The organism is Shinella curvata, assembly GCF_022899935.1.
In the GTDB taxonomy this organism is placed as follows: domain Bacteria; phylum Pseudomonadota; class Alphaproteobacteria; order Rhizobiales; family Rhizobiaceae; genus Shinella; species Shinella curvata.
This window is the reverse complement of record NZ_JALJCJ010000002.1, coordinates 641296-662837: the sequence shown is the minus strand read 5'-3', so window position 1 is coordinate 662837 and position 21542 is coordinate 641296. Positions and strand designations below refer to the sequence as shown.

The 21542-nt window shown below is 63.9% G+C and carries 25 protein-coding genes; 11 read left to right on the top strand and 14 right to left on the bottom strand.

Features of this window, described 5'->3' with window-relative positions; genetic code table 11:
- The first annotated feature begins 221 nt into the window (after positions 1-221).
- Positions 222-842 carry an LOG family protein gene (locus tag MUU55_RS09280; RefSeq protein ID WP_244760488.1) on the top strand — a complete coding sequence of 207 codons (621 nt, stop codon included), beginning with the start codon at positions 222-224 and terminating at the stop codon, positions 840-842.
- Positions 843-897: 55 nt separating this feature from the next.
- Here the strand turns inward: MUU55_RS09280 and rarD are convergent, their stop codons facing one another.
- The 7 genes from rarD to cysS form a co-directional block, all read right to left on the bottom strand.
- Complete coding sequence (gene rarD, locus MUU55_RS09275) at positions 898-1842, bottom strand: EamA family transporter RarD (protein WP_244760487.1); 945 nt, start codon at positions 1840-1842, stop codon at positions 898-900.
- Positions 1843-1952: 110 nt separating this feature from the next.
- Complete coding sequence (gene cimA / locus MUU55_RS09270) at positions 1953-3569, bottom strand: citramalate synthase (RefSeq protein WP_244760486.1); 1617 nt, start codon at positions 3567-3569, stop codon at positions 1953-1955.
- Positions 3570-3596: 27 nt separating this feature from the next.
- Positions 3597-4556, bottom strand: a complete 960-nt coding sequence (gene pip / locus MUU55_RS09265; protein ID WP_244760485.1) for a prolyl aminopeptidase — start codon at positions 4554-4556, stop codon at positions 3597-3599.
- Positions 4553-5026 carry a GFA family protein gene (locus MUU55_RS09260; protein ID WP_244760484.1) on the bottom strand — a complete coding sequence of 158 codons (474 nt, stop codon included), beginning with the start codon at positions 5024-5026 and terminating at the stop codon, positions 4553-4555. Before MUU55_RS09260 ends, pip begins: the two co-directional genes overlap by 4 nt.
- A 32-nt stretch (positions 5027-5058) precedes the next feature.
- The gene (locus MUU55_RS09255) at positions 5059-5550 is read right to left on the bottom strand and encodes a GFA family protein (protein ID WP_244760483.1); all 492 of its coding nucleotides are present in this window, start codon (positions 5548-5550) and stop codon (positions 5059-5061) included.
- On the bottom strand, positions 5547-6044 hold the full coding sequence (locus MUU55_RS09250; protein ID WP_244760482.1) for a GFA family protein: 498 nt from the start codon (positions 6042-6044) through the stop codon (positions 5547-5549). Before MUU55_RS09250 ends, MUU55_RS09255 begins: the two co-directional genes overlap by 4 nt.
- Positions 6026-7459, bottom strand: coding sequence for a cysteine--tRNA ligase (cysS, locus tag MUU55_RS09245; protein ID WP_244760481.1), 1434 nt, complete (start codon positions 7457-7459; stop codon positions 6026-6028). The genes MUU55_RS09250 and cysS overlap by 19 nt, the downstream gene beginning before the upstream one ends.
- 626 nt (positions 7460-8085) lie before the next feature.
- Here cysS and MUU55_RS09240 point away from each other — a divergent pair.
- The gene (locus MUU55_RS09240) at positions 8086-8268 is read left to right on the top strand and encodes a hypothetical protein (RefSeq protein ID WP_244760480.1); all 183 of its coding nucleotides are present in this window, start codon (positions 8086-8088) and stop codon (positions 8266-8268) included.
- 3 nt (positions 8269-8271) lie between these two features.
- Here the strand turns inward: MUU55_RS09240 and MUU55_RS09235 are convergent, their stop codons facing one another.
- A complete protein-coding gene (locus MUU55_RS09235; RefSeq protein WP_244760479.1) occupies positions 8272-9045 on the bottom strand; it encodes an SOS response-associated peptidase in 774 nt (257 codons plus the stop codon).
- Between the two features lie 60 nt (positions 9046-9105).
- On the opposite strand from MUU55_RS09235, the gene MUU55_RS09230 reads away from it, so the two are divergent.
- The 4 genes from MUU55_RS09230 to MUU55_RS09215 all read left to right on the top strand — a co-directional run bounded on the left by MUU55_RS09230 (position 9106) and on the right by MUU55_RS09215 (position 11192).
- The gene (locus MUU55_RS09230; RefSeq protein WP_244760478.1) at positions 9106-9540 is read left to right on the top strand and encodes an NUDIX domain-containing protein; all 435 of its coding nucleotides are present in this window, start codon (positions 9106-9108) and stop codon (positions 9538-9540) included.
- Positions 9537-9962, top strand: coding sequence for a TIGR02301 family protein (locus MUU55_RS09225; protein ID WP_244760477.1), 426 nt, complete (start codon positions 9537-9539; stop codon positions 9960-9962). Before MUU55_RS09230 ends, MUU55_RS09225 begins: the two co-directional genes overlap by 4 nt.
- Positions 9963-10054: 92 nt before the next feature.
- The gene (locus MUU55_RS09220) at positions 10055-10324 is read left to right on the top strand and encodes a hypothetical protein (protein WP_244760905.1); all 270 of its coding nucleotides are present in this window, start codon (positions 10055-10057) and stop codon (positions 10322-10324) included.
- 76 nt (positions 10325-10400) lie between these two features.
- The gene (locus MUU55_RS09215) at positions 10401-11192 is read left to right on the top strand and encodes a hypothetical protein (protein WP_244760476.1); all 792 of its coding nucleotides are present in this window, start codon (positions 10401-10403) and stop codon (positions 11190-11192) included.
- 2 nt (positions 11193-11194) lie between these two features.
- Here the strand turns inward: MUU55_RS09215 and MUU55_RS09210 are convergent, their stop codons facing one another.
- Positions 11195-11797, bottom strand: a complete 603-nt coding sequence (locus MUU55_RS09210) for an amino acid transporter (RefSeq protein WP_244760475.1) — start codon at positions 11795-11797, stop codon at positions 11195-11197.
- Between the two features lie 165 nt (positions 11798-11962).
- Here MUU55_RS09210 and ygfZ point away from each other — a divergent pair, with 165 nt between their 5' ends.
- From ygfZ to MUU55_RS09185, 5 genes are read left to right on the top strand one after another with little or no spacing between them, the layout of a single operon-like run.
- Positions 11963-12808, top strand: a complete 846-nt coding sequence (gene ygfZ, locus MUU55_RS09205; protein WP_244760474.1) for a CAF17-like 4Fe-4S cluster assembly/insertion protein YgfZ — start codon at positions 11963-11965, stop codon at positions 12806-12808.
- Entirely contained in the window at positions 12805-13434 is a 630-nt protein-coding gene (locus tag MUU55_RS09200; RefSeq protein WP_244760473.1) for a YfbR-like 5'-deoxynucleotidase, read from the top strand. Before ygfZ ends, MUU55_RS09200 begins: the two co-directional genes overlap by 4 nt.
- Positions 13435-13436: 2 nt before the next feature.
- Positions 13437-13964, top strand: a complete 528-nt coding sequence (locus MUU55_RS09195) for a tyrosine phosphatase family protein (protein ID WP_244760472.1) — start codon at positions 13437-13439, stop codon at positions 13962-13964.
- Positions 13961-14935 carry an NUDIX hydrolase gene (locus tag MUU55_RS09190; protein WP_244760471.1) on the top strand — a complete coding sequence of 325 codons (975 nt, stop codon included), beginning with the start codon at positions 13961-13963 and terminating at the stop codon, positions 14933-14935. Before MUU55_RS09195 ends, MUU55_RS09190 begins: the two co-directional genes overlap by 4 nt.
- 60 nt (positions 14936-14995) lie before the next feature.
- Complete coding sequence (locus MUU55_RS09185; RefSeq protein WP_244760470.1) at positions 14996-15826, top strand: mechanosensitive ion channel family protein; 831 nt, start codon at positions 14996-14998, stop codon at positions 15824-15826.
- A 2-nt stretch (positions 15827-15828) separates the two neighbouring features.
- On the opposite strand, the gene MUU55_RS09180 is transcribed toward MUU55_RS09185, so the two are convergent.
- The 5 genes from MUU55_RS09180 to MUU55_RS09160 form a co-directional block, all read right to left on the bottom strand.
- Entirely contained in the window at positions 15829-16353 is a 525-nt protein-coding gene (locus tag MUU55_RS09180) for a superoxide dismutase family protein (protein WP_244760469.1), read from the bottom strand.
- 61 nt (positions 16354-16414) lie between these two features.
- Entirely contained in the window at positions 16415-17320 is a 906-nt protein-coding gene (gene nadC / locus MUU55_RS09175; RefSeq protein ID WP_244760468.1) for a carboxylating nicotinate-nucleotide diphosphorylase, read from the bottom strand.
- A 39-nt stretch (positions 17321-17359) separates the two neighbouring features.
- The gene (locus MUU55_RS09170; protein WP_244760467.1) at positions 17360-18958 is read right to left on the bottom strand and encodes an L-aspartate oxidase; all 1599 of its coding nucleotides are present in this window, start codon (positions 18956-18958) and stop codon (positions 17360-17362) included.
- 91 nt (positions 18959-19049) lie between these two features.
- Positions 19050-20129, bottom strand: coding sequence for a quinolinate synthase NadA (gene nadA, locus MUU55_RS09165; protein WP_244760466.1), 1080 nt, complete (start codon positions 20127-20129; stop codon positions 19050-19052).
- Between the two features lie 167 nt (positions 20130-20296).
- Positions 20297-21532, bottom strand: coding sequence for an MFS transporter (locus MUU55_RS09160; RefSeq protein ID WP_244760465.1), 1236 nt, complete (start codon positions 21530-21532; stop codon positions 20297-20299).
- Between the last annotated feature and the right edge of the window lie 10 nt (positions 21533-21542).

Genomic DNA, 21542 nt, shown 5'->3' with positions numbered 1-21542 from the left:
AATCTCTCTCTGTCCCGGCTTGCCGGGAGTCCCCTGTGGAAATTGCTATCGATTCCCAATGCCTTGCACAAGGTTCCGGGGACGTTCCGGGCTCTCCGACCCTTGTTTTTCGCCTTTCCCGGGCGCAAAACCGCGACACCGTTTTGCGTGACATGCCCTGCCCCATGCTTTTTCCGTCATAATCCTTGACGGATATCCGGCCGGGTGGCTGAATCCCCGCCATGACAGAACACAACCTTCCGATTCGATCCGTCTGCGTCTATTGCGGTTCACAGCCCGGCCGCGACGCTTCCTACATCAATGCCGGACGGCACCTCGGCAAGGCGATGGCGGAAAACCATCTGCGCCTCGTCTACGGCGGCGGCACCAAGGGCATCATGGGCGCCGTCGCCAGCGGCGTGCTCTCGCATGGCGGCCGCGTTACCGGCATCATACCGCAATTCCTCGTGGATATGGAGGCCACCCGGCATTCCCTGGGACAGCTCAGCGAACTGATCATCACGCCCGACATGCACGAGCGCAAACACAAGATGTTCGACCGCGCCGACGCCTTCGTGGCGCTGCCGGGCGGCATCGGTACGCTAGAGGAGATCGTCGAGGTGATGACCTGGGCGCAGCTCGGCCGTCACCGCAAGCCTATGGTCTTCGCCAATATCGGCGGATTCTGGGATCCGATGCTGAAGCTCATCCGCCACATGGCCGACGAAGGCTTCATCCACACCGCCCATCTCGTCCAGCCGCTGGTGATCGACGATCCCGAAGAGATCGTCTCTGCCCTGCTCGATCATTGGGCCAGCGACGTGGACCGCGAGGGCGAGTCCGAGATCATCGCCCGCCTCTAAAATCCTTGTCTGGAATTCATGAAAACCGGAGGCATCGACCTCCGGTTTTTTATGCCTATTCGGCAGGCTTCAGTTCCGCGGCGGCCACCCGGCGTGCACGCGCGCTGCGCAGCATGGAGCCGGAATAGATGAAGAGCGCGGCCCAGATGAAGACGAAGGCGATGAGCTTGGTCGTGCCGAAGGGCTCGCCGAAGGCGAAGACGGCGATGATGAAAATCATCGTGGGCGCGATGTACTGCATGATGCCGATGGTCGAGAGGCGCAGAAGCTTGGCGCCATTGGCATAGATCATCAGCGGGATCGCCGTGACGAGGCCGCAGGACAACAGCCACAGCACATCCGCCATACCCGTGTCGCCGAAATGGCCGTTGCCTGTCGATTCGAGCCAGATCACATAGCCGATCGCCGGTACGCTGAGGATCAGCACCTCAAGGAAAAAACCCTGGTTCGGACCGATCGGCAGCGCCTTGCGGCAGAAGGCGTAGAAGCCCCAGGAGATGCAAAGGCTGAGCGACACCCATGGCAGGCCGCCTGCATCGAAGGCGAGGATGGCAACGGCGATGGCGGCGAGCGCGATGGCCGCGATCTGTGCCCGGTCGAGCTTCTCCTTGAGGAGAACGGCGCCGAGGAAGATCGAAAACAGCGGGTTGATGTAGTAGCCGAGTGCCGTCTCGATGGCACGGCCGGCGCCGATCGCCCAGACATAGATGCCCCAGTTGATGGTGATCAGCATCGCCGTCAGCGTGGCCATGGCGAGCATGCGCGGCGAGCGCAGCGCCACCTTGATGTCCGACGTGCGGCCAAGCCAGACAAGCACGAGGCCGGCGAGCGGCACCGACCAGATGATGCGGTGCGCCACAACCTCGGATGCGGGGATATGCGCGACCGCCTTCATGAAGAAGGGCAGGAAGCCCCAGAGTACATAGGCCGTCAGCGCAAAGGCGAAGCCGCGCGGCGAATCGCCGGATTGAGGGCCGCTGGTGGAATTTGCGTCGGCCATGGTGTCATTTCCCGTCGATGTATGGATTTCCCGACGAGATACTCCAAGGATCGTGAATATACCAATTCATTCGCGTGAAGCGATGGTTGAGCCGCGCTGAACCATCGCCGTCACTCCGCCGCCACCCTGCCCGCCTCGCCGCGGTTCTTCAGGAGCTTGTAGACGATTGAATCCATCAGCGCCTGGAAGGAGGCGTCGATGATGTTGTCCGAGACGCCGACCGTCCACCAGCGGGCACCCGACGCATCGGTCGATTCGATCAGCACGCGGGTGATGGCCTCCGTGCCGCCATTGAGGATACGGACCTTGTAGTCGGCCAGCTCCAGATCGGCGATTTCGGCCTGGTACTTGCCGAGGTCCTTTCGAAGTGCGAGGTCCAGCGCGTTGACCGGGCCGTGCCCCTCGGCAACCGACATCATGGTCTCGCCATCGACGATGACGCGCACCACAGCCTCCGAGACGGTCTTCAGCTGGCCGTTGGCGTCATAACGACGCTCGACCATCACGCGAAAACTCTCCACATGGAAGAAATCCGGCACCGTGGCGAGCGTGCGAGAGGCGAGCAGCGCGAAGCTCGCATCCGCCCCCTCATAGGCATAGCCGGTCGCCTCACGCTCCTTGACGATCTGGATGAGCTGGTCGAGCTTCGGATCGTCCTTGCGCACCGTGATGCCGCGCAGCTTCAGTGCATTGATGAAGTTCGCCTTGCCGCCCTGGTCCGATACCATGACCTTGCGCAGGTTGCCGACGCTTTCCGGCGTGACATGCTCGTAGGTGCGCGGGTCCTTCAGAAGCGCCGAGGCATGGATGCCGGCCTTGGTGGCGAAGGCGGAGGCGCCGACATAGGGCGCCTGATGATCGGGCGAGCGATTGAGCAGCTCGTCGAAGGTGTGGGCGAGCTTGGTGAGGCCGGCGAGTTTTTCCGTGTCGATGCCGATCTCGAAGCGCGCGTTATAGGCTTCCTTCAGCGCCAGCGTCGGGATGAGCGTCACGAGATTGGCATTGCCGCAGCGTTCGCCGATGCCGTTCAGCGTGCCCTGGATCTGCCGCACGCCAGCCTCCACGGCAGCGAGCGAGTTGGCAACCGCCTGCCCCGTGTCGTTATGCGCATGGATGCCGAGATTGTCGCCCGGCACGCCCGCGGCGATCACCGCGTTGACGATGGCCTGGACCTCCGACGGCTGCGTTCCGCCATTGGTGTCACAGAGCACCACCCAGCGCGCACCCGCGCCAAACGCCGTCTTCGCGCAAGCCAGCGCATAGTCCGGATTGGCCTTGTAGCCGTCGAAGAAATGCTCGCAATCGACCATGGATTCACGGCCGGAAGCGATCACGGCCTTGACCGATTCCTCGATGCTCTCGAGGTTCTCCTCGTTGGAACAGCCGAGCGCGACGCGCACATGGTAGTCCCAGCTTTTCGCCACGAGACAGATCGCGTCGCTGCGCGAATCGAGCAGGGCCGCAAGGCCCGGATCGTTGGAGGCGGAGACGCCGGCGCGCTTCGTCATGCCGAAGGCGACGAATTTCGCGCGGCCCGTGCGTTTCTTGGCGAAGAAGGCCGTATCCGTCGGGTTCGCGCCGGGATAGCCGCCCTCGACATAATCGAGGCCGAACGCATCCAGCATGCCGGCAATCGCGATCTTGTCCTCGACGGAAAAGTCGATGCCGGGCGTCTGCTGGCCGTCCCGGAGGGTGGTGTCGAAAAGGTGGATACGGTCTTTTTGCATGTGTTCCCTCCCTGGGAACGATCTGTCTTACTTTTTGCCGGCGAATTTATCGGTCGCGTAAATCAGGCGGTCGAGGATGCCCGGTTCCGAAAAGGCATGGCCCGAGCCTTCGATGAGATAGAACTCAGCCTCCGGCCAGGCCTTGTGCAGCTGCCAGGCATATTTGGCCGGGCACGGCATGTCGTAGCGGCCATGCACGATGACGCCGGGAATGCCCGTGAGCTTGTGCGCATCACGCAGCAGCTGCCCCTCGTCCATCCAGCCGGCATTGACGAAGAAGTGGTTTTCGATGCGGGCGAAGGCATGGGCGAATTCGTCCTCGCCGAACTTGCCGCTCGTCGAGGGCTCCGGCAGCAGCGTGATCGTCTCGCCTTCCCACAGGCTCCAGGCACGGGCAGCCTCGATGCGCGTCGCCTTGTCGTCGCTCGTCAGGCGGCGATGATAGGCGAGCATCATTTCGTGGCGCTCCTCCGGCGGAATGGGCGCGATGAAACGCTCCCACTTGTCCGGGAACATTTCCGAGACGCCGAACTGATAATACCAGTCGAGTTCGCCCTTGGTCAGCGTGTAGATGCCGCGCACGACGAGCTCGGACACGCGCTCTGGATGCTTTTCGGCATAGGCGAGCGCCAGCGTAGAGCCCCAGGAGCCGCCGAAGACCAGCCACTTGTCCACGCCCGCCATTTCGCGCAGGCGCTCTATATCGGCGACGAGGTGCCAGGTCGTATTGGCTTCCAGTTCCGCATGGGGCGTGGACTTGCCGCAGCCGCGCTGGTCGAACAGCATCACATCGTATAGCGCCGGATCGAACAGGCGCCGATGGGTCGGCGAGATCGTGCCGCCCGGACCGCCATGCAGAAACACCGCCGGCTTTGCGCCCGGCGTTCCCGAGCGTTCCCAATAGATGACGTGGCCGTCGCCGACATCGAGATGGCCGGAGGCATAGGGTTCGATTTCGGGATAGAGGGTCCGCAGGGCTTCACTCATAATTTCATTCCGTGGGCAGGCCAGTTTTCGGTTTCATGATCGGGATGCTGGAAGGAGATGATCTGCTCCTGCTGGCTATAGTAGTTCGGGTCGTCATGGACGGGGGCGGAGAAGATCTGCTCGACCCAGGGCAGGCGCGAACCGTAGTTCACCTGGATCTGCGGTGCGAGATCGCTGCGGTCGTCGAAGGCGCCGATGGCGATCTCCAGACCGCCGGGATGCTTGTAGGTCAAGGGCGTGCCGCATTGCTTGCAGAAGCCGCGCGCGATGTTGATCGAGGACTGGAAATAGGCCGGCTCGTCGCGCAGCCAGTCCACCTCGCCCTTGGCCGTAACCAGCGGGCCGAAGAAGCCGCCGAACTGCTTCTGGCACATGCGGCAATGGCAGATCGACGGGCGGCCGAGCTGGCCCTTGATGCGGAAACGCACGGCGCCGCACTGGCAGCCTCCGGTTCGAACGGTCTCTGTCATCTTTCAGTCCCCATCTCTCAATCCCCTGTCTATCAATCTTGTGGCGGCCAATGGTCTGTGTCGAAATCGGGATGCTGGCGGTTCGAGGCGCGGATCGTCACATGCCGCTCCTCGCCCCCCTCGCCTTCATTGCTTTCGCTCTCGGGTAGCTTCGGCAGGTGCTGGAAAAACACCACCCGGGATTCGACACCGGATTGCGCGATGGGTCGCACGTCATCGGGGTCATCGAGCGAGCCGAGCGTCACGTTGATATGGTCCGCGCCGCGCGCGTCGTAGAACAGCGGCGTGCCGCAGGCCGGACAGAAACCGCGGCGCACGATCTCAGACGACTGGAACCAGCCGGGCTCACCGCGTGTGACGGAGAATTTTTCGCGGGGCGCATTGGCGAGCGGCAGAAAATAGTTGCCCGCCGCCTTCTGGCACATGCGGCAATGGCACAGATGCGGATCGCCGAGCGTACCCTCGACACGGTAGCGCACCGCGCCGCACTGGCAACCGCCGGTATAGATGCGCGAAATGCTCATCGCTTGCGCTCCGACGGCCAGGTGTCGGTGTCGTGATCGGGGTGCTGGTAGGAGACGAGATCGGCCAGGAACGAGGCCGCATCCTGATCGGCCATCGTGTCCTCGCCCGGCAGGCCGGGGATCGCGTCCACATAGGGCAGCTTCGCCTCGATACCCCACTGGATGCGCGGCGCGATCTCGGCCGGATCGTCGAAGGCGGCGATTGTCAGCGCCACGCCATCCGGCGCCTCATAGGTCAGCGGCGTGCCGCAATCCGCACAGAAACCGCGAAAGCCGTGGTTCGACGACTGGAACCGCTTCGGCTCGCCGCGCGTCCAAGTAAGCTTGGCATCGCGAACCGACACCAGCGGCAGATAGAAATTGCCGCTTGCCTTCTGGCACATGCGGCAATGACAGACCGATGCATCGCCCAGCGCGCCCTCGACGTGAAAGCGCACGGCACCGCACTGGCATCCGCCGGTGTAGAAAGGCGTCGTCACCTTTTCACCTCCCATGTCGTCACCCGCTCGCCCGTCGCCGGGTCCTTGCCGTCCTTGAGCTGGATGCCCTTGGCGGCGAGGTCGTCGCGCAGCTTGTCGGCTTCGGCGAAATTCTTCGCTTTCAGCATTTCCAGACGCAGCTGGATGAGGCTTTCGACACTGTCTTCCAGTGCCTTGGAGACCTCGACCTTCTTCGGCAGGACGCCGAGCAGTTCGGCACTCGCGGCGAAGACCGGCAACATCAGCGGATCGTTGTTGGCGCATTGGGCGAGCGCATGCAGCGCCTGCACCGCGCCGACCGTGTTGAGGTCGTCGTAGAGCGGCGCAAGAACGCTTTCATCGACGCGGCCTTCCGCCGGGTTGCCGCCGGCCGGCCACTTGGCGATGAGGCGCTCGGCCTCCTCCAGGCGCTTGACGGAAAAATCGATCGGCTCGCGGTAATGCGTCATCAGCATGGCGAGGCGCAGCACCGCGCCCGGCCATTTGCGGCCGCCGAACTTCTCCTCGTGCAGCAGTTCGGCGATCGTGAAGAAATTGCCTTCCGACTTCGACATCTTGCGGCCTTCGACCTGCAGGAAGCCGTTGTGCATCCAGACATTCGACATGACTTTGGTGCCATGCGCGCAACGCGACTGGGCGATCTCGTTTTCATGGTGCGGGAAGATGAGATCGAGCCCGCCGCCATGGATGTCGAAGGTCTCACCGAGATAGGCGGCCGACATGGCCGAGCATTCGATGTGCCAGCCCGGACGGCCGCGGCCCCACGGGCTGTCCCAGCCTGGCTCTTCCGGCGAGGACAGCTTCCACAGCACGAAATCGCCAGGGTTCTTCTTGTGCACATCGACGGCGATGCGGGCGCCGGCCTGCTGCTCGTCGAGGGGACGCTTGGAAAGATCGCCGTAATCGGCCATCGACTGGGTGTCGAACAGCACCTCGCCGCCGGCCTGATAGGCGTGGCCACGTTCGATGAGACGCTCGATAAGCGTGATCATGTCGACCTTGCCGTCCTCGCGCGGCTGGACGAATTCCGTGGCGCGCGGCTCGTGCGTCGGCTGCATGGCGCCGAGTGCGACGATGTCGGCATGGAACTGGTTGGCCGTCTTCTCCGTCACGCGGCGGATCGCCTCGTTGAGCGACAACGTGCCGTTTGCGATCTCCGTGCCGAAATCGCGCAACGCGCGTGCGTTGATCTTGTCGTCGACGTCGGTGATGTTGCGCGCATAGATGACGTGGTTTTCGCCATAGACATGGCGCAGCAGCCGGAACAGCACGTCGAAGACGATGACCGGGCGCGCATTGCCGATATGGGCGAAGTCATAGACCGTCGGGCCGCAGACATACATGCGCACATTGTCGGGATCGATGGGCGCAAAGGCGCCCTTCGAGCGGGTGAGCGTGTTGTAAAGCGACAGGACCGGCTTTTCGGCCATGGAAATCTCCCAGAAATGCAGAAACCCGGCTGGCCGGGTCGTTTGTCATCCGGGGATTTTGGGGGACGAAAACGGCCGGGCCAGCGCGTGCGCTAGCGAATAATGCTCCGGCGAATGCAGAGTACCGTTTTCATGCGTGCTTTATCGCGCCCCGCAAGCGTCCGGTCAAGCGGGCGCGCGCCTTTCCCGGCGAAAATCCTTCCGTCCATGCACCTGTTCCCGGGGTGACACGACAGGCCGCTTCCCCATGAGAAAAACAGAGCATCGAAGCGGGACAAACCGCCGGAAACCCAAGGGGAACCACGATGAAACACACCGGACGCGAGGAATGCGATGACCATGAGAAATGCCCGCAACCCGACGCCGCCGGTTGCGACGACCCTTTCAGCCTGCGCGCGATCATCGCCGCATTCCTGAAGATCAGGGTACGACAGATGCCGCCTAAATGATTGTTACGGCGGTCACAATTCTTGACCATGAAAACCCGCCAATTTGGCCGTCTGCCGCAGAGCGATCAAAGTTTGAGCAGAATTTGGCCGAAAGGGCCACCTAAACGCATAGCTCATTGGGGCCGCAACCGGGGGATCGGGGCGCTGCCTGATGAGAAAGACTTCAGGAGAACGAGAATGCAGAACGAAATCAAGAAACCGGCCGACACCACGAAAGCCCGCGAAAACCTGCAGGCGCGCTACAAGCCGATCGGCCTGCGCGCGGTGGTCGCGGCGACCCAGTGCAAACCGGGCACGAAAGCCGAGAAGCCGCGCCGCGAGCGCGACATTCCGGCCGCGCTTCAGCCGCTGTTCGACTAAGACCTAGAACAGCGAGAGCTGGCCCGACGATGGGGGCGTATCGGTGCCCTTCTTCTCGTATGGAGCGGGATCGGCCCGTTCCTCGACAGGCTCGAGGATGTCGGCTCCCATATTGGCGACCTTGTTGACCTTGTCGGAGACCGGGATCGCCTCGAAGAATCCTTCGTCGATCGGTTTCATCAGGTCGACGACATCGCGCGGTTCCTGCGTCTTGCAATCCAGCCAGCGCGAAAAATCCTCCTGGCGGATGACGACGGGCATGCGATCGTGGATGCGCGAAATGTCGGCATTGGCCTTCGTCGTCAGGATTGCTCCAGTATCGACCTCCGAACCATCCGCCGAGGACCAGGTCTCCATGAGACCGGCAAAGGCGACGATCTCGCCCTTCTTGGGGCGGATGAAATAGGCCTGCGCCTTCTCGCTCTTGTCTTCCGGCCGACGCCATTCGAAAAAGCCGGAGGCCGGCACGAGGATGCGGCGGTGGCGCATGGCGGCGCGAAACGACGCCTTCCCGATGGCCGTCTCCGAGCGCGCATTGATCAGCAGCGGAAAATCCCGCGGATCCTTCACCCAGCCGGGCATGAAGCCCCAGCGCACCAGCATGGCCCTGCGCTCCGGCAGGTTGCTGCCGGGCTCCTGCTTTTCACCGGCGACGACGACGAGGATCGGCTGGGTCGGCGCGATATTGTAGCGGGGTGGCGGGTCTTCGATATCAAGGATATCGAGAAACGCCTTGATCAGGTCCGTTCTGGCGAGCAATGCATAATGTCCACACATGGCGTCGTCATCGCACTTTGCCTATAAGGGGTCAATGAAGCGCCAGAAGACCGGACCACGATGAAGAAGTCGAAGAAGCCCCAGCCCGCCTCCTCCGCCATCATCGAGCGCGACGGGCGCTATCTGCTCGTGCTGCGCTCCAAGCCGCCGTTAGACGCCATGTATGCCTTTCCGGGCGGGCGCGGCGAGGACGGCGAGACCCCGGCCGAAACGGCGTTGCGCGAACTCTTCGAGGAAACCGGCATCCAGGCGGAAAAGCCGGTGCTTTTTGCGACCTACGGTCTGCCCGGCGGCGAGGATGGCCCGGGCAGCCCCTCCTTCTTTCTGTCGGTCTTCAAGGTGAAGGCGGATGCTTCGGCCGTTGCCGTCGCCGCCGACGATGCCGCAAGCGTTGGCTGGTACACGGCGGACGAAATCGCGAAAATGCCGGCGCCGGACAGCGTGCGCGAATGCATCGCGCGGCTGGAAGCCGAGCGGGCGAGGCTTTCTACATGAAGGTGATTCGCACCACGCTCCTTATCAGCCTCCTCCTTGCCGGCCCCTCCTTCGGCCAGAAGGCGACCGGCGACGCGGCGAAAGAAACGTCGCCGACTGCCACAATTGAAGAAAAGCCGGCACCCTATGACGAGCGTCTGGAGCGTCTTTCGGAGATTTTGGGCGCTGTGCACTACCTGCGAAACCTCTGCACCGACAAGGCCGAAGACAACTGGCGGGCCTCGATGCAACAGCTCATTCAGCTCGAAGCGGGCAAGGAACCCGGACGACAGGAGAGACTGACGGCGGCGTTCAACCGGGGATATCGCTCCTTTGCGGCCATCTATACCGCTTGCACCGACTCGGCTGTTGTCGCAGAAGAGAGATACCGTAACGAAGGTGCAACACTTGCCACAGAAATTACCGCAAGGTTCGGAAATTAGCGGTTAATTAACCTCTTTTCTCATGACCCAGTGCCGTTTTGGGAAAAGGCTGCTAAGGTCGTTAACAGTGCAGTAAGAACTGAATGCCGCGTATGGACCGCTCAATGGAACCTAGCCTCAACGATATCGACGAGATGATCGTGCACGAGAAGATGCAGGCCGCTCTGGAATACCAGAACGAAGCCTGGGCTGACGGCATGGCTGACGGCATCGAGCTCGAAATCATCGCCGACGCAGCCATTGCGCTCGCGCTGCGCGAAACTATCCGTGTTCATGGCGAAAAGGGCGCGGAGGCGATGCTTGATTCGCTTCGCGAGCGTCTGCTGGCTGGAGAATTCTCCCCCGAGCGCATCCTGCAATAAGCAATTCCGCCACAGTGCGCAGCCATGCTGCGTGCGGAATTGTGTTCAAATGCTCCAGGCTGGAAAGACATAGGTCATGCAGACGTCCGCTGACGGCAAAAAGCTGTTTCGCAGCAGCCTTATCGTATTGTCGGTGCTTGCAGGGACGACGGCGCTTGTCGCGCCCGTGCGGCCCGCTTTCGCGCTGAGCGAATTGAAGCATCAGCCGGGCGAAACGCCGCAGAAGCCGGCGGAAGAGGCCGACAAGGCCGCCCCCGTCGAGAAAGAGCAGCAGCCGGAAGACGCCTCCCCGCTCGAACTGCCGATGCCCGATCCGCTGATTCGCAAGGGCGAGACCGTGACCGAGCCGGCCGGCGAAGAGCCTGTCGTCACCGACGACAAGCCGGACGAGCCGCTGACGCCCGTCGAGGTGCTTTACGACATCAGCAAGGCGCCGGAAGCCGTACGCCGCATGCGCCAGCTCATCGTCGAGGCCGCAGCCTCCGGCGATATCGAGCGCCTGCGCCCGCTGCTCGGCAAGGGCGTCACGGAAACCCAGGTCTCCATCGTCGAGACCGAAGAAGGCCCTGTCGAGACGCTGAAGGGCCAGTCGGGCGACAGCGACGGCATCGAGGTGCTGGCCATCCTGCTCGACGTGCTGGCCACCGGCTTCGTGCATGTCGGCCAGGGCACGCCGGACGAGATGTATGTCTGGCCCTATTTCGCCGAAAAGCCGCTGGCGGGTCTCACGCCCCCGGAAAAGGTGGAGCTGCTGCGCATCGTGACAGCGGGCGACTTCACCGACATGCAGGAATTCGGCAGCTACAATTTCTACCGCATCGGCATCACGCCCGATGGCCAGTGGAAATTCTTCGTCACCGGCGACTGAGCCTATAGCGCCCGCAACCATCCGTGATCCGGATGCGCTTCGGCGATCCGGACTTTGAGCCACTGCCTTTGCGGGATATCGAGCTTCGGCAGCGCCTGCGCGAAATCGGCCTCATCCTTGTCGCGCCGATATTTTGCCTTGAAGAGCAGGACCGCTTCGGGCGCGAGATAGGGAATGCCATCTTCCGTCACGCGCACCATCTCGCTACGGCGCCGGCGGACGGACGGATCGCGCTTGTAGACCCAAATATCCGGCGTGCCGTCCTCCAGCATCATGTCCACGCGCCAGCAACGCGCCGCAACGTCTTCGCACCACACCTGGGCGATGCCTGCGGCCGGCACCTCGCCCGCGCCAAGCGGCTCGACACGTCCGTCTCCCACGGCATGGAAGCGCATTTCCGGCAGCGCGGCGCAAAAGAGGCAGAGATCATCGCGCAGGATGGTGCATTCCAGATCCTCGTGCGGCCGCGTCTCCACCCCGTGCCAGAGATCGAGCGCCCAGCCGCCGACGACGCACCACGGGCGCGCGATGCCGCAAAACCTGCGGGCGAGTTCCTGCGGGTGCCAGGCGCTCCATGCATCGTCGGGAAGTGCCGCCGGTTTCATCCATGCCTCGTCTTGTGTCGTGCCTTTCATATCCATCCCGGATGGCGAGACAAGCCGTCCCGACCTTGCGAAAGCGCAGCCGCCGTTCTACTTCTGTTTCGACGGCGCTCCGATGCGCCAGGATGCCGGCGCAGACTGCCGGCGTATGAAAATCTGGATCGAACCATGCCTTCCGTCACGCTTTCCGGCCGCGCCTTTCTCCGACTTTCCGGCAAAGATGCCGAAACGTTCCTGCAGGCGCTCATCACCACCGACCTGCCGTCATTGCCCGAGGGCGAGATCCGGCCGGGCGCGCTCCTGACGCCGCAAGGCAAGATCTTCTTCGATTTTCTCATCCGCCGCGACGGTCCGGATGCCTTCCTTCTTGAAACAACGGAGGACCAGCGCGACGCGCTCCTCAAGCGGCTGACCATGTACAAGCTGCGCGCCGCCGTCGATCTCGCCGTGGTCGAAGGCAGCGATGCGACCGTCACGTGGGATGACGCGGAGGCGGATGTTGCCCGCGACGCCCGCTTTGCCAAGGCCGGGCTTGACGTCTCACGCCGGCCCGGCGCCGGCGGCAGCGACGATCCGGCACTCTACGACACCCTGCGCATCGGCGCCGGCCTGGCGGAGGCCGGTCGCGACTACCCGCTGTCCGACGCCTTCCCGCATGATGTGCTGCTGGATCTGAACGGCGGCCTTTCCTTCCGCAAGGGTTGCTATGTCGGGCAGGAGGTGGTCTCGCGCATGCAGCATCGCGGCACCGCCCGGCGTCGTCCGGTCATCGTCACCGGTGAAAGCGCACTGCCCGCCGGCGGCGCCGAGCTGATGGCCGGTGGCAAGCCAGTCGGAACGCTCGGCAGCGTCTCCGGCAAGTACGGCCTCGCCATCGTGCGCATCGACCGCGCGGCCGACGCCATGAACGCCGGCACGCCGATTACCGCCGACGGCATCGCCGTTACCGTCGCCCTGCCCGGCTGGACCGGCCTTGCCTTCCCCGAAGAGGCCTCCGAGGTGCCGGCACAATGAGCGGTGCGGCCCGCGCCAAGACGGAACCCCGCGCATGGCAGCGCATGCTGTCGGGCCGGCGCCTCGACCTGCTCAATCCCTCGCCGCTCGATATCGAACTCTCCGACATCGCCCACGGCCTTGCGCGCGTCGCCCGCTGGAACGGCCAGACGCATGGCGAGCATGCCTTTTCGGTGGCGCAGCATTCGCTCGTGGTCGAGGCGATCTTTCGCCGGCAGAACCGCTGCAATGCAGACGAATGCCTGATCGCCCTGCTGCACGATGCGCCGGAATATGTGATCGGCGACATGATCTCGCCCTTCAAGGCGGTGGTCGGCGGCGGATACAAGACGGTGGAAAAGCGCCTTGAGGCGGCCGTGCATCTGCGCTTCGGCCTGCCCCCGGCAACGCCCGCGACATTGAAGGCGAAGATCAAGAAGGCCGATCAGGTCGCCGCCTTCTTCGAAGCGACGGAGCTGGCCGGTTTTTCTCATGCCGAGGCGGTGAAATTCTTCGGCGCGCCGCGCGGCATCACGCTCGACATGATCGAGATCGCACCCGTGCCGACGGCGGAGGCCCAGCGCCGCTTTGCCGAACGCTTCGCGGTGCTGGAGCGCGAGCGCGGCCCGCTCGCAGCAGCGGTGTGACCATGGGCACGATCGTCGTCGCGCCACTGGGAAAGATCGCGGAACTCGCCATCCGGCACCGGTGTCGCGAGATGCTGAGCCTTGTCGCACCCAAACAGAACTTCCATCGCCCCGCGGTCATCGACGTCGGGCGTCATCTCATCGTCGGTGTCAACGACATCGCCTTTGCCGGCACGGGCAATCTCGTCGCTCCCGGCGAGGAGCATGTCGCCGCCATCGTCAATTTCGCGCGTGGCTGGGACCGGCAGGCGCCGCTGCTGGTGCATTGCATGATGGGCGTCTCACGCTCGCCCGCCGCCGCGCTCATTTCTGCCCTTGCCGTGGAGCCTGATCAGGACGAACACGACCTCGCGCAGCGCCTGCGAAAAGCCTCCGTGCAGGCGACACCGAATGCCCGGCTCGTCGAGATCGGCGATCATGTGCTGGGACGCGGCGGCAGGCTCGTCGCCGCCGTCAGGGCGATCGGACGGGGGGCGGACTATGTCGGCGACAGTCCCTTCCTCTTTTCCGCAGTTCCGGTGGACCCATGACGGATCATCGCGCGCGCCCCCCGGTCGAAATCGGCCTCAACGCGGCGGTGGTCGCGATTTCGGGCCGCAGCCCCTGCATCCTCGCGATCGGCGGCCATGGCGGAGAACGTGACGCCCTGCCCTTCGGCCCCTTCGATCCGCAACTGCACCGCACCTTCGAAACCAGCCTGCGCGCCAGTGTGGAGGCGCAGACGGCACTGAAACTCGGCTATATCGAACAACTCTATACCTTCGGCGATCGCGGCCGGCAGAAGCTGCCGGACGAAGCGGGAACGCACATGGTTTCCGTCGGCTACCTGGCGTTGACACGCACCGACACCGAGGCCAACGAGCGGCTGGCGCAAGCCGGTGCCGCCTGGCGCAACTGGTACACCTATCTGCCGTGGGAAGATTGGCGGCAGGGCCGGCCAGCGGTGATCGACCAGCTGATCATCCCCGCCCTCAAGCGCTGGGTGGACGACGATATGCGCGAGGAGCGCCTCAACACGACGCCCATGCCGCTCACCCGCATCCGTCTCGCCTTCGGTCTGGACGATTTTCCGTGGGATGAGGAGCGCGTGCTGGAGCGCTACGAATTGCTCTATGAGGCCGGCCTTGCCGAAGAAGCCGTCACGGATGGACGGACCCGCCCCTGCACGTCCTCGCCGGGCATCGCCATGCGCCACGACCATCGCCGCATCGTCGCGACCGCCATGGCGCGCCTGCGCGGCAAGCTCAAATATCGCCCCGTGATCTTCGAACTGATGGCGCCGGAATTCACGCTCACCGAGTTGCAGGCGACCGTTGAGGCGATCTCGGGCCGGCACCTGCACAAGCAGAATTTTCGCCGGCTGGTCGAGGGGGCGGAGCTCGTTGAGCCGACCGGCGGCTCGACCTCCGCCACCGGGGGCCGGCCTGCCGCCCTCTTCCGGTTCCGCCGCCGTATTCTCGAAGAACGCCCGGCCCCCGGCCTCAAGGTCGGGACGCGATAGGCGGAACTTCTCCGCCGCCCTGCCATTCCCCATCGACATCAACAGATGGGGAAAGGATCCATGGAACAACAAGCCACCGAAATCATCGTCGCCTCGCGGGCGGCGCTCACGCAGGCGAGCGCGCTCGCCGTGCAATATTCCTTCTCCATTCTCGGCGCGCTCGTTCTGCTCGTGCTCGGCTGGTTTCTATCGCGGTTGCTGCACCGCTGGGCCTTGTCCGGCCTGTCGCATGTGCGCGGCATCGACATGACGCTCGCGCATTTCTTCGCCAATATCCTGCGCTACGCCGTGCTGATCCTCGTCTTCGTCACGGTGCTCGGCCAGTTCGGCGTGCAGACCGCATCGATCATCGCCGCGCTCGGCGCCGCTGGTCTCGCTATCGGCCTGGCTCTCCAGGGCACGCTTCAGAACATCGCGGCCGGCATCATGCTGCTCGTGCTGCGGCCCTTCCGGGTCGGCGAATATATCGAGACGAAGGACGTGACCGGCACGATCACCGAGGTCGGCCTGTTTGCCACGGAACTCAGGACAAGCGATGGCCTCTATCGCCTCGCTCCGAATTCGACGCTCTGGAACACGCCGGTCACAAACTACAGCCGCGAGCGCACCCGCAAGCACGACCTTCAAGTAACCGTACCGGACAACCGGGACATCGACGACGAGATCGATCGCCTGCTCGACATCGCCCGCGAGGATCCGACCATCGAATCCGCGCCCGCGCCACAGGTCTTCATCGACAGTCTCGGCGAAAGTTCGGCAACGCTGACCTTGCGCTACTGGGTATCGACGCCGCAATGGTTCAGGACGACGCGCGAGATGAACCGGCGCGTGCGCATCGCCTTCGGCCAGAAGCTGGGCGGACCGGAGCCTGAACCGGCCCCGGCCGAATAGGCTTATTCGATCACGGCGCAGGCGATGCGATCGCCCGCGCCACCGGCCGGATCGGTACGGTAGTCATCCGATCCGGCATGCACGATCATCGCACGACCGCGAATGCCGCGTTCGGGATCGTCCAGACGCACGAGAGACGAATAGATCTGGGCGCGCAACACGCCGTCTTCGGCCACATACTGGTTGGGAAGATCGCCCGCATGCGGTCCGTTGGCGGCGAGGAAGCCGTGTTCCGATTTTCCAGGATTGAAGTGGCCGCCGGATGCCTTGTGGCCTTCCGCGTGATCATCACAGTTTCCTGTCTCGTGAATATGCAGGGCGACCCATTTGCGCGGCTCGAGGCCGGAGACCTCGACCTCGAACAGCACGCCATCCCTGCTGGCGGTGAGGTGCGCGCGACCGGTCTCCTTGCCCTTGAGATCGACGAAATTGGCTTGCGCCGTGCTTTTCGCCTGCTGCGCGAGCGCGGGCACGCCGACTGTCGCAATCGCGCCCGCCATCGTCGCGAGCGTCAAAATCTTCCACATGATGCGTCCTTTCCATGATTGGCCATGGAACCGGAACGCATCGTTCTCCCGGGTGTTCCCGTCAGCGCACCACGACGTCGAGGCCGATGTCGAGTGTCGGCGCGGCCATGGTGATCTTCGACGTCGAGATATAGTCGACGCCGGTTTCGGCAATCGCCCGGATCGTCTGGAGATTGACGTTTCCGGACGCCTCCAGCTTCACGCGGCGTTGATCGCCGGCATAGGTCTCGTCCGTCAGGCCGGCGCAATCGCGGTTGATCTCGACGGCACGGCGCAACAGTTCCGGCCCCATATTGTCGAGCAGGATGACGTCCGGCTGCGCCTCCAGCGCCTCCTCTAGTTCCTCCAGCGTCGTCACCTCCACCTCGACCTTGACGAGATGGCCGGCAAAGGCGCGGGCCGAGCGGATGGCACCTTCGACACCAGCGGCCACCGCGATGTGGTTGTCCTTGATGAGGATCGCGTCGTCGAGCCCGTAGCGGTGCGACGAGCCGCCGCCCATGCGCACCGCATATTTCTCCAGTGCCCTCAGCCCCGGAATGGTTTTTCGCGTGCAGCAGACCTTTGCCGACGTGTGCGCGATCTCTTCGGCAAAACGCGCGGTATGGGTGGCGACGCCGCAGAGATGCATGAGGAAGTTCAACGCCACCCGCTCGGCCGACAGCACCGCACGCGCCGGCCCGGAGACTTTCGCGATGACGGTGCCGGGTGCGAGCTTGTCGCCATCCTTCACGAAGGCCTCGAAACGGATTGTGGGATCCATCAGCCGGAACGCCTCGCGCGCCAGATCGAGCCCGGCCACGACGCCGTGGTCGCGCGCATTCAACTCCGCCGACGCCTTCATGTCGGGCCCGATCGTCGCCTGGCTGGTAATGTCGCCCGCCCGGCCGAGGTCTTCGACAAGCGCCGCGCGCACCTGGTCTTCCACCATCAGGGGGGAAAGGACGGGGAGATAGGAGGTGGTCATGGGCTTGTCCTGTTCAATGTCGTGAGAAAGACAGCGGGGTTACGCCGCCGCCGTTTCCGAGAGTTCCGCCACCACCTTCTCCGCCTCCGCAAGCGTGATGAAGGTGCGGTGTTTCCAGTTGGCCTTCTGCTCAGGGAAATCGGAGCGGTAGTGGCCGCCGCGGCTTTCTTCGCGCAGGTAGGCGCCCGTCGCGATGAGCTTGGCGGTCGTGACGATGTTGTGGAAGCGCATGCGGCTGTTTTCGCGCTCCAGCGTGGCGATCTCGCGGATCGCCGTCTTCAGGCCCTCACGCGTCCTGATGACGCCGACCTGGTCACTCATGATGCGACGCAGGCGCTTCAGGGCGGCGCTGTCTTCGATGGTCACGAGATCGTCGCTCTCGCCGGCATTCTTGCCCCAGTCGTTGAGCTTCGGCTCCGGCAGCATGCCCTTGATGTTTTCGGCGATGCGCGCGGCGAAGACCACGGCTTCGAGCAGCGAATTGGAGGCCAGGCGGTTTGCGCCGTGCACGCCCGTCGAGGTGACCTCGCCGGCAGCCCAGAGACCGTCGATCGAGGTCCGCCCCTCGGCATCCGTGAGCACGCCGCCCATATGATAGTGCACGGCGGGCACAACTGGGATCGGCTGGGTGACAGGATCGATGCCGGCCGCCTTGCAGGAGGCATAGACCGTTGGGAACATGTCCGGGAAATGCGCACCGACCGCCTTGGTGCAATCGAGGAAGGCGCCGCGGCCGGCCTGTACCTCGGCATAGACGCCGCGCGAGACGATGTCGCGCGGGGCGAGTTCGGCATCCTCGTGGATATCCAGCATGAAGCGGTGGCCGGCGGAATTGATGAGGTGCGCACCGTCGCCGCGCAAGGCCTCGGTGGCGAGCGGCGCGGGGTCGCGGCCGATATTGATGGCGGTCGGGTGGAACTGCACGAATTCCGGATCGGCGATGATGGCACCGGCGCGGGCGGCCATGCCGACGCCCTGCCCGCAGGCCTGCCACGGATTGGTGGTGACGGCGAAGAGGTGGCCGACGCCGCCGGAGCACAGCACCACGGCACGGGCCGGGAAATGCACGCGGTTCTTCGCCTGGCCGGCATCCGGCCGAGCAACGACGCCGGAGATGAAGCGGCCTTCGCGCACCAGTTCCTCGACGACATAGCCTTCCAGTACGCGGATCGACGGCGTGTTGCGCACGGCGGCGATGAGCGCTTCCATGATGGCCTTACCGGCCATGTCGCCCTTGACGCGCACGATGCGGCGCTCGGAATGGGCGGCTTCGCGCGAGAGCATCAGCTTGCCTTCGAGGTCGCGGTCGAAGGGCACGCCGTAATCGAGCAGGTCGTGAATGCGCGACGGCCCCTCGGAAACCATGAAGCGCGCCATCTTCTCATCGACGATGCCGGCACCGGCTTCCAGCGTGTCGGCCACATGCTTGTCGAAGGTATCGCCGGGGCTCATCGCGGCGGCGATGCCGCCCTGCGCCCAGGCCGACGAGGCGCCCTGCCCGATGGGGGCAGCGGCGAGGATCGTGACGGGACGCGGCGCGAGTTTCAGGGCGCAGAACAGGCCGGCAAGGCCGCCGCCGACGATGACGATATCGTCGATGCCGTTCCAGGATTGCGGGCGGAAACTGTCAATGGGCATGCTCTTTCCTCCGACACGCCGCTTCGCCCTCCTGCCCGGAGGGCGCGCTGCGGGGGCACTCCCGCCCCTCCTCCTCCAGACGAGAGGAGACCTACTGCTTCAGGTTCACCATCCGCTCGACGGCAAGGCGGGCGCGATCGGCGATTGCCGGATCGACCAGGACCTCCTCCGTCATGGTCACCAGGCTGTCGAGGATCTTCGGCAGCGTGATGCGCTTCATGTGCGGACAGAGATTGCAGGGCTTGATGAAATCGACGCCGGGCAGTTCCGCTTGGATGTTCGACGCCATCGAGCATTCGGTGACGAGCAGCACGCGCGACGGCCTGTTGTCCTTCACATAGTTGATCATGCCCGAGGTGGAGCCGGCAAAATCGCAGACGGCGATGACGTCGGGATGGCATTCCGGATGGCCGATGATCTCGATGCCGGGATGGGCTTCTTTGTAGGAGAGCAGTTCGGCCGCCGTGAAGCGTTCATGCACCTCGCAATGGCCCTTCCAGGTCAGGATCTTCTTGTTGGTCTGCTTGGCGACGTTCATCGCGAGATATTCGTCGGGAATGCAGAGCACCGTGTCGCTCTCCAGGCTCTCGATCACGGCGAGCACGTTGGACGAGGTGCAGCAGATGTCAGTCTCCGCCTTCACGTCTGCCGACGTGTTGACGTAGGTGACCACGGGAACGCCCGGATAACGCTGCTTTAGCAGGCGCACATCCTCGCCGGTGATCGATTCCGACAGCGAGCAGCCGGCGCGCGAATCCGGAATCAGTACGGTCTTTTCCGGGTTCAGAAGCTTGGAAGTCTCGGCCATGAAGTGAACGCCGCACTGGATGATGATCTCGGCATCGACCTTGGTGGCGTCGCGGGCGAGCTGCAGCGAATCGCCGACGATATCGGCAACGCAGTGGAAGATTTCCGGCGTCTGGTAATTGTGCGCCAGGATGACGGCGCCGCGCTCGCGCTTCAGCCGGTTGATGGCAGCGACATAGGGCGCATAGACCGGCCATTCGAAGGCGGGGATGAACTGCTTCACCTTCTCGTAGAGGTGTTCCGTCTCGCGGGCGATTTCGGGCGTGAAGGTGAGGTCCGGTTTTTCCAGGACACCGAAGCGCTCGGCAGCCGTCAGCGGACGCGCAGCCTCGGCTTCTGCCGCATGCGGGGCCAGAATGGTCATGGAACCCTCCTCTTCCGCCTGATTTCGGCGGCTTCGCCATTTTGCTCAATTTGAGCATAATAGCCTTAAAACAAAACCGGCATGGGCCGGTGGTTCAGATTTAGAAACTTTTGTGACGCTTTGCAAGAAGCGCCGCCCGAAATCCTTCGGGCGGCGTCCGCATTTTATCAGGCCATGGCCGGGCGTGGCACGCCTTTTTCCTGGATGGGCCAGTGCACCGCAGCCGCGAAGATGCCGAGCGCGACACCGAGCCACCACACCGGATCGTAGGTGCCGAAATGGTCATAGAGATAGCCACCCATCCACACGCCGAGGAACGAGCCGATCTGGTGCGACAGGAAGACGATGCCGCCAAGCAGGCCGAGGTGTTTCGTGCCGAACATGATGGCGACGAGGCCGTTGGTCGGCGGCACCGTGGAGAGCCAGAGCAGGCCCATGACAATGGCGAAGATGATGACGGAAGCCGGCGATTTCGGCAGCAGGATGAAGGCCGAGACGGCGACCGAGCGGGCGATGTAGATATAGGCGAGGAAATAGGGCTTCGAATAGCGCTGGCCGATGACGCCAGCGGCGAGCGAGCCGATGATGTTGAAGAAGCCGATCAGCGCCAGCGCGATCACGGCATAGCGCGCATCGATACCGAGATCGCCGAGATAGGCCGGGAAATGTGCGGTGATGAAGGCGACCTGATAACCGCAAACGAAGAAGCCGGAGACAAGCAACAAGTAGCTGCGATGGCCGAGCGCTTCCTTGAGCGCCTCGCCGATCGTCTGCTTGTATTCATTGGCTGACGTGATGCCGGAGGAGGAATTGCCGCGCAGCGGAATGGCAATCAGCGGCACGAGCAGCATCAGCACGCCGAGATAGACGAGGCTGTCCGACCAGCCATAGGCGCTGATCAGGCCCTGCGAGAGCGGCGCGAACAGGAACATGCCAGCAGACCCCGCCGCCGTGCAGATGCCGAAGGCCATGGAGCGCTGCTCGGGCGTGACATTGCGCGCGAAAGACGAGAGCAGGATGCCGAAGGAGCCGGAGCCGACGCCGAGACCGACCAGCACGCCGCCGCCGATATGCAGCCAGAGCGGCGAGGTGCCGAGCGACATGAGGAACAGGCCGAGCGCATAGACGAGGCCCGATATCAGCAGCACGCGCCAGGTGCCGAACTTGTCGGCGATGGCGCCGAAGAACGGCTGGCTGACGCCCCAGGCGAGGTTCTGCAAGGCCATGGCGAGGCCGAAGGTCGTGCGGTCCCAGCCGGTATCCTGCAGCATGGGAAGCTGGAAGAAGCCCATCGCCGAGCGCGGGCCGAAGGTCAGCACGGCAATCAGCGAGCCGGCGATGATGATGAGCCAGGGCATCGGCCGGCTCGCGGCAGGCGCCGCAACGGTGGATGGGGCGGACATGGTCGTCTCC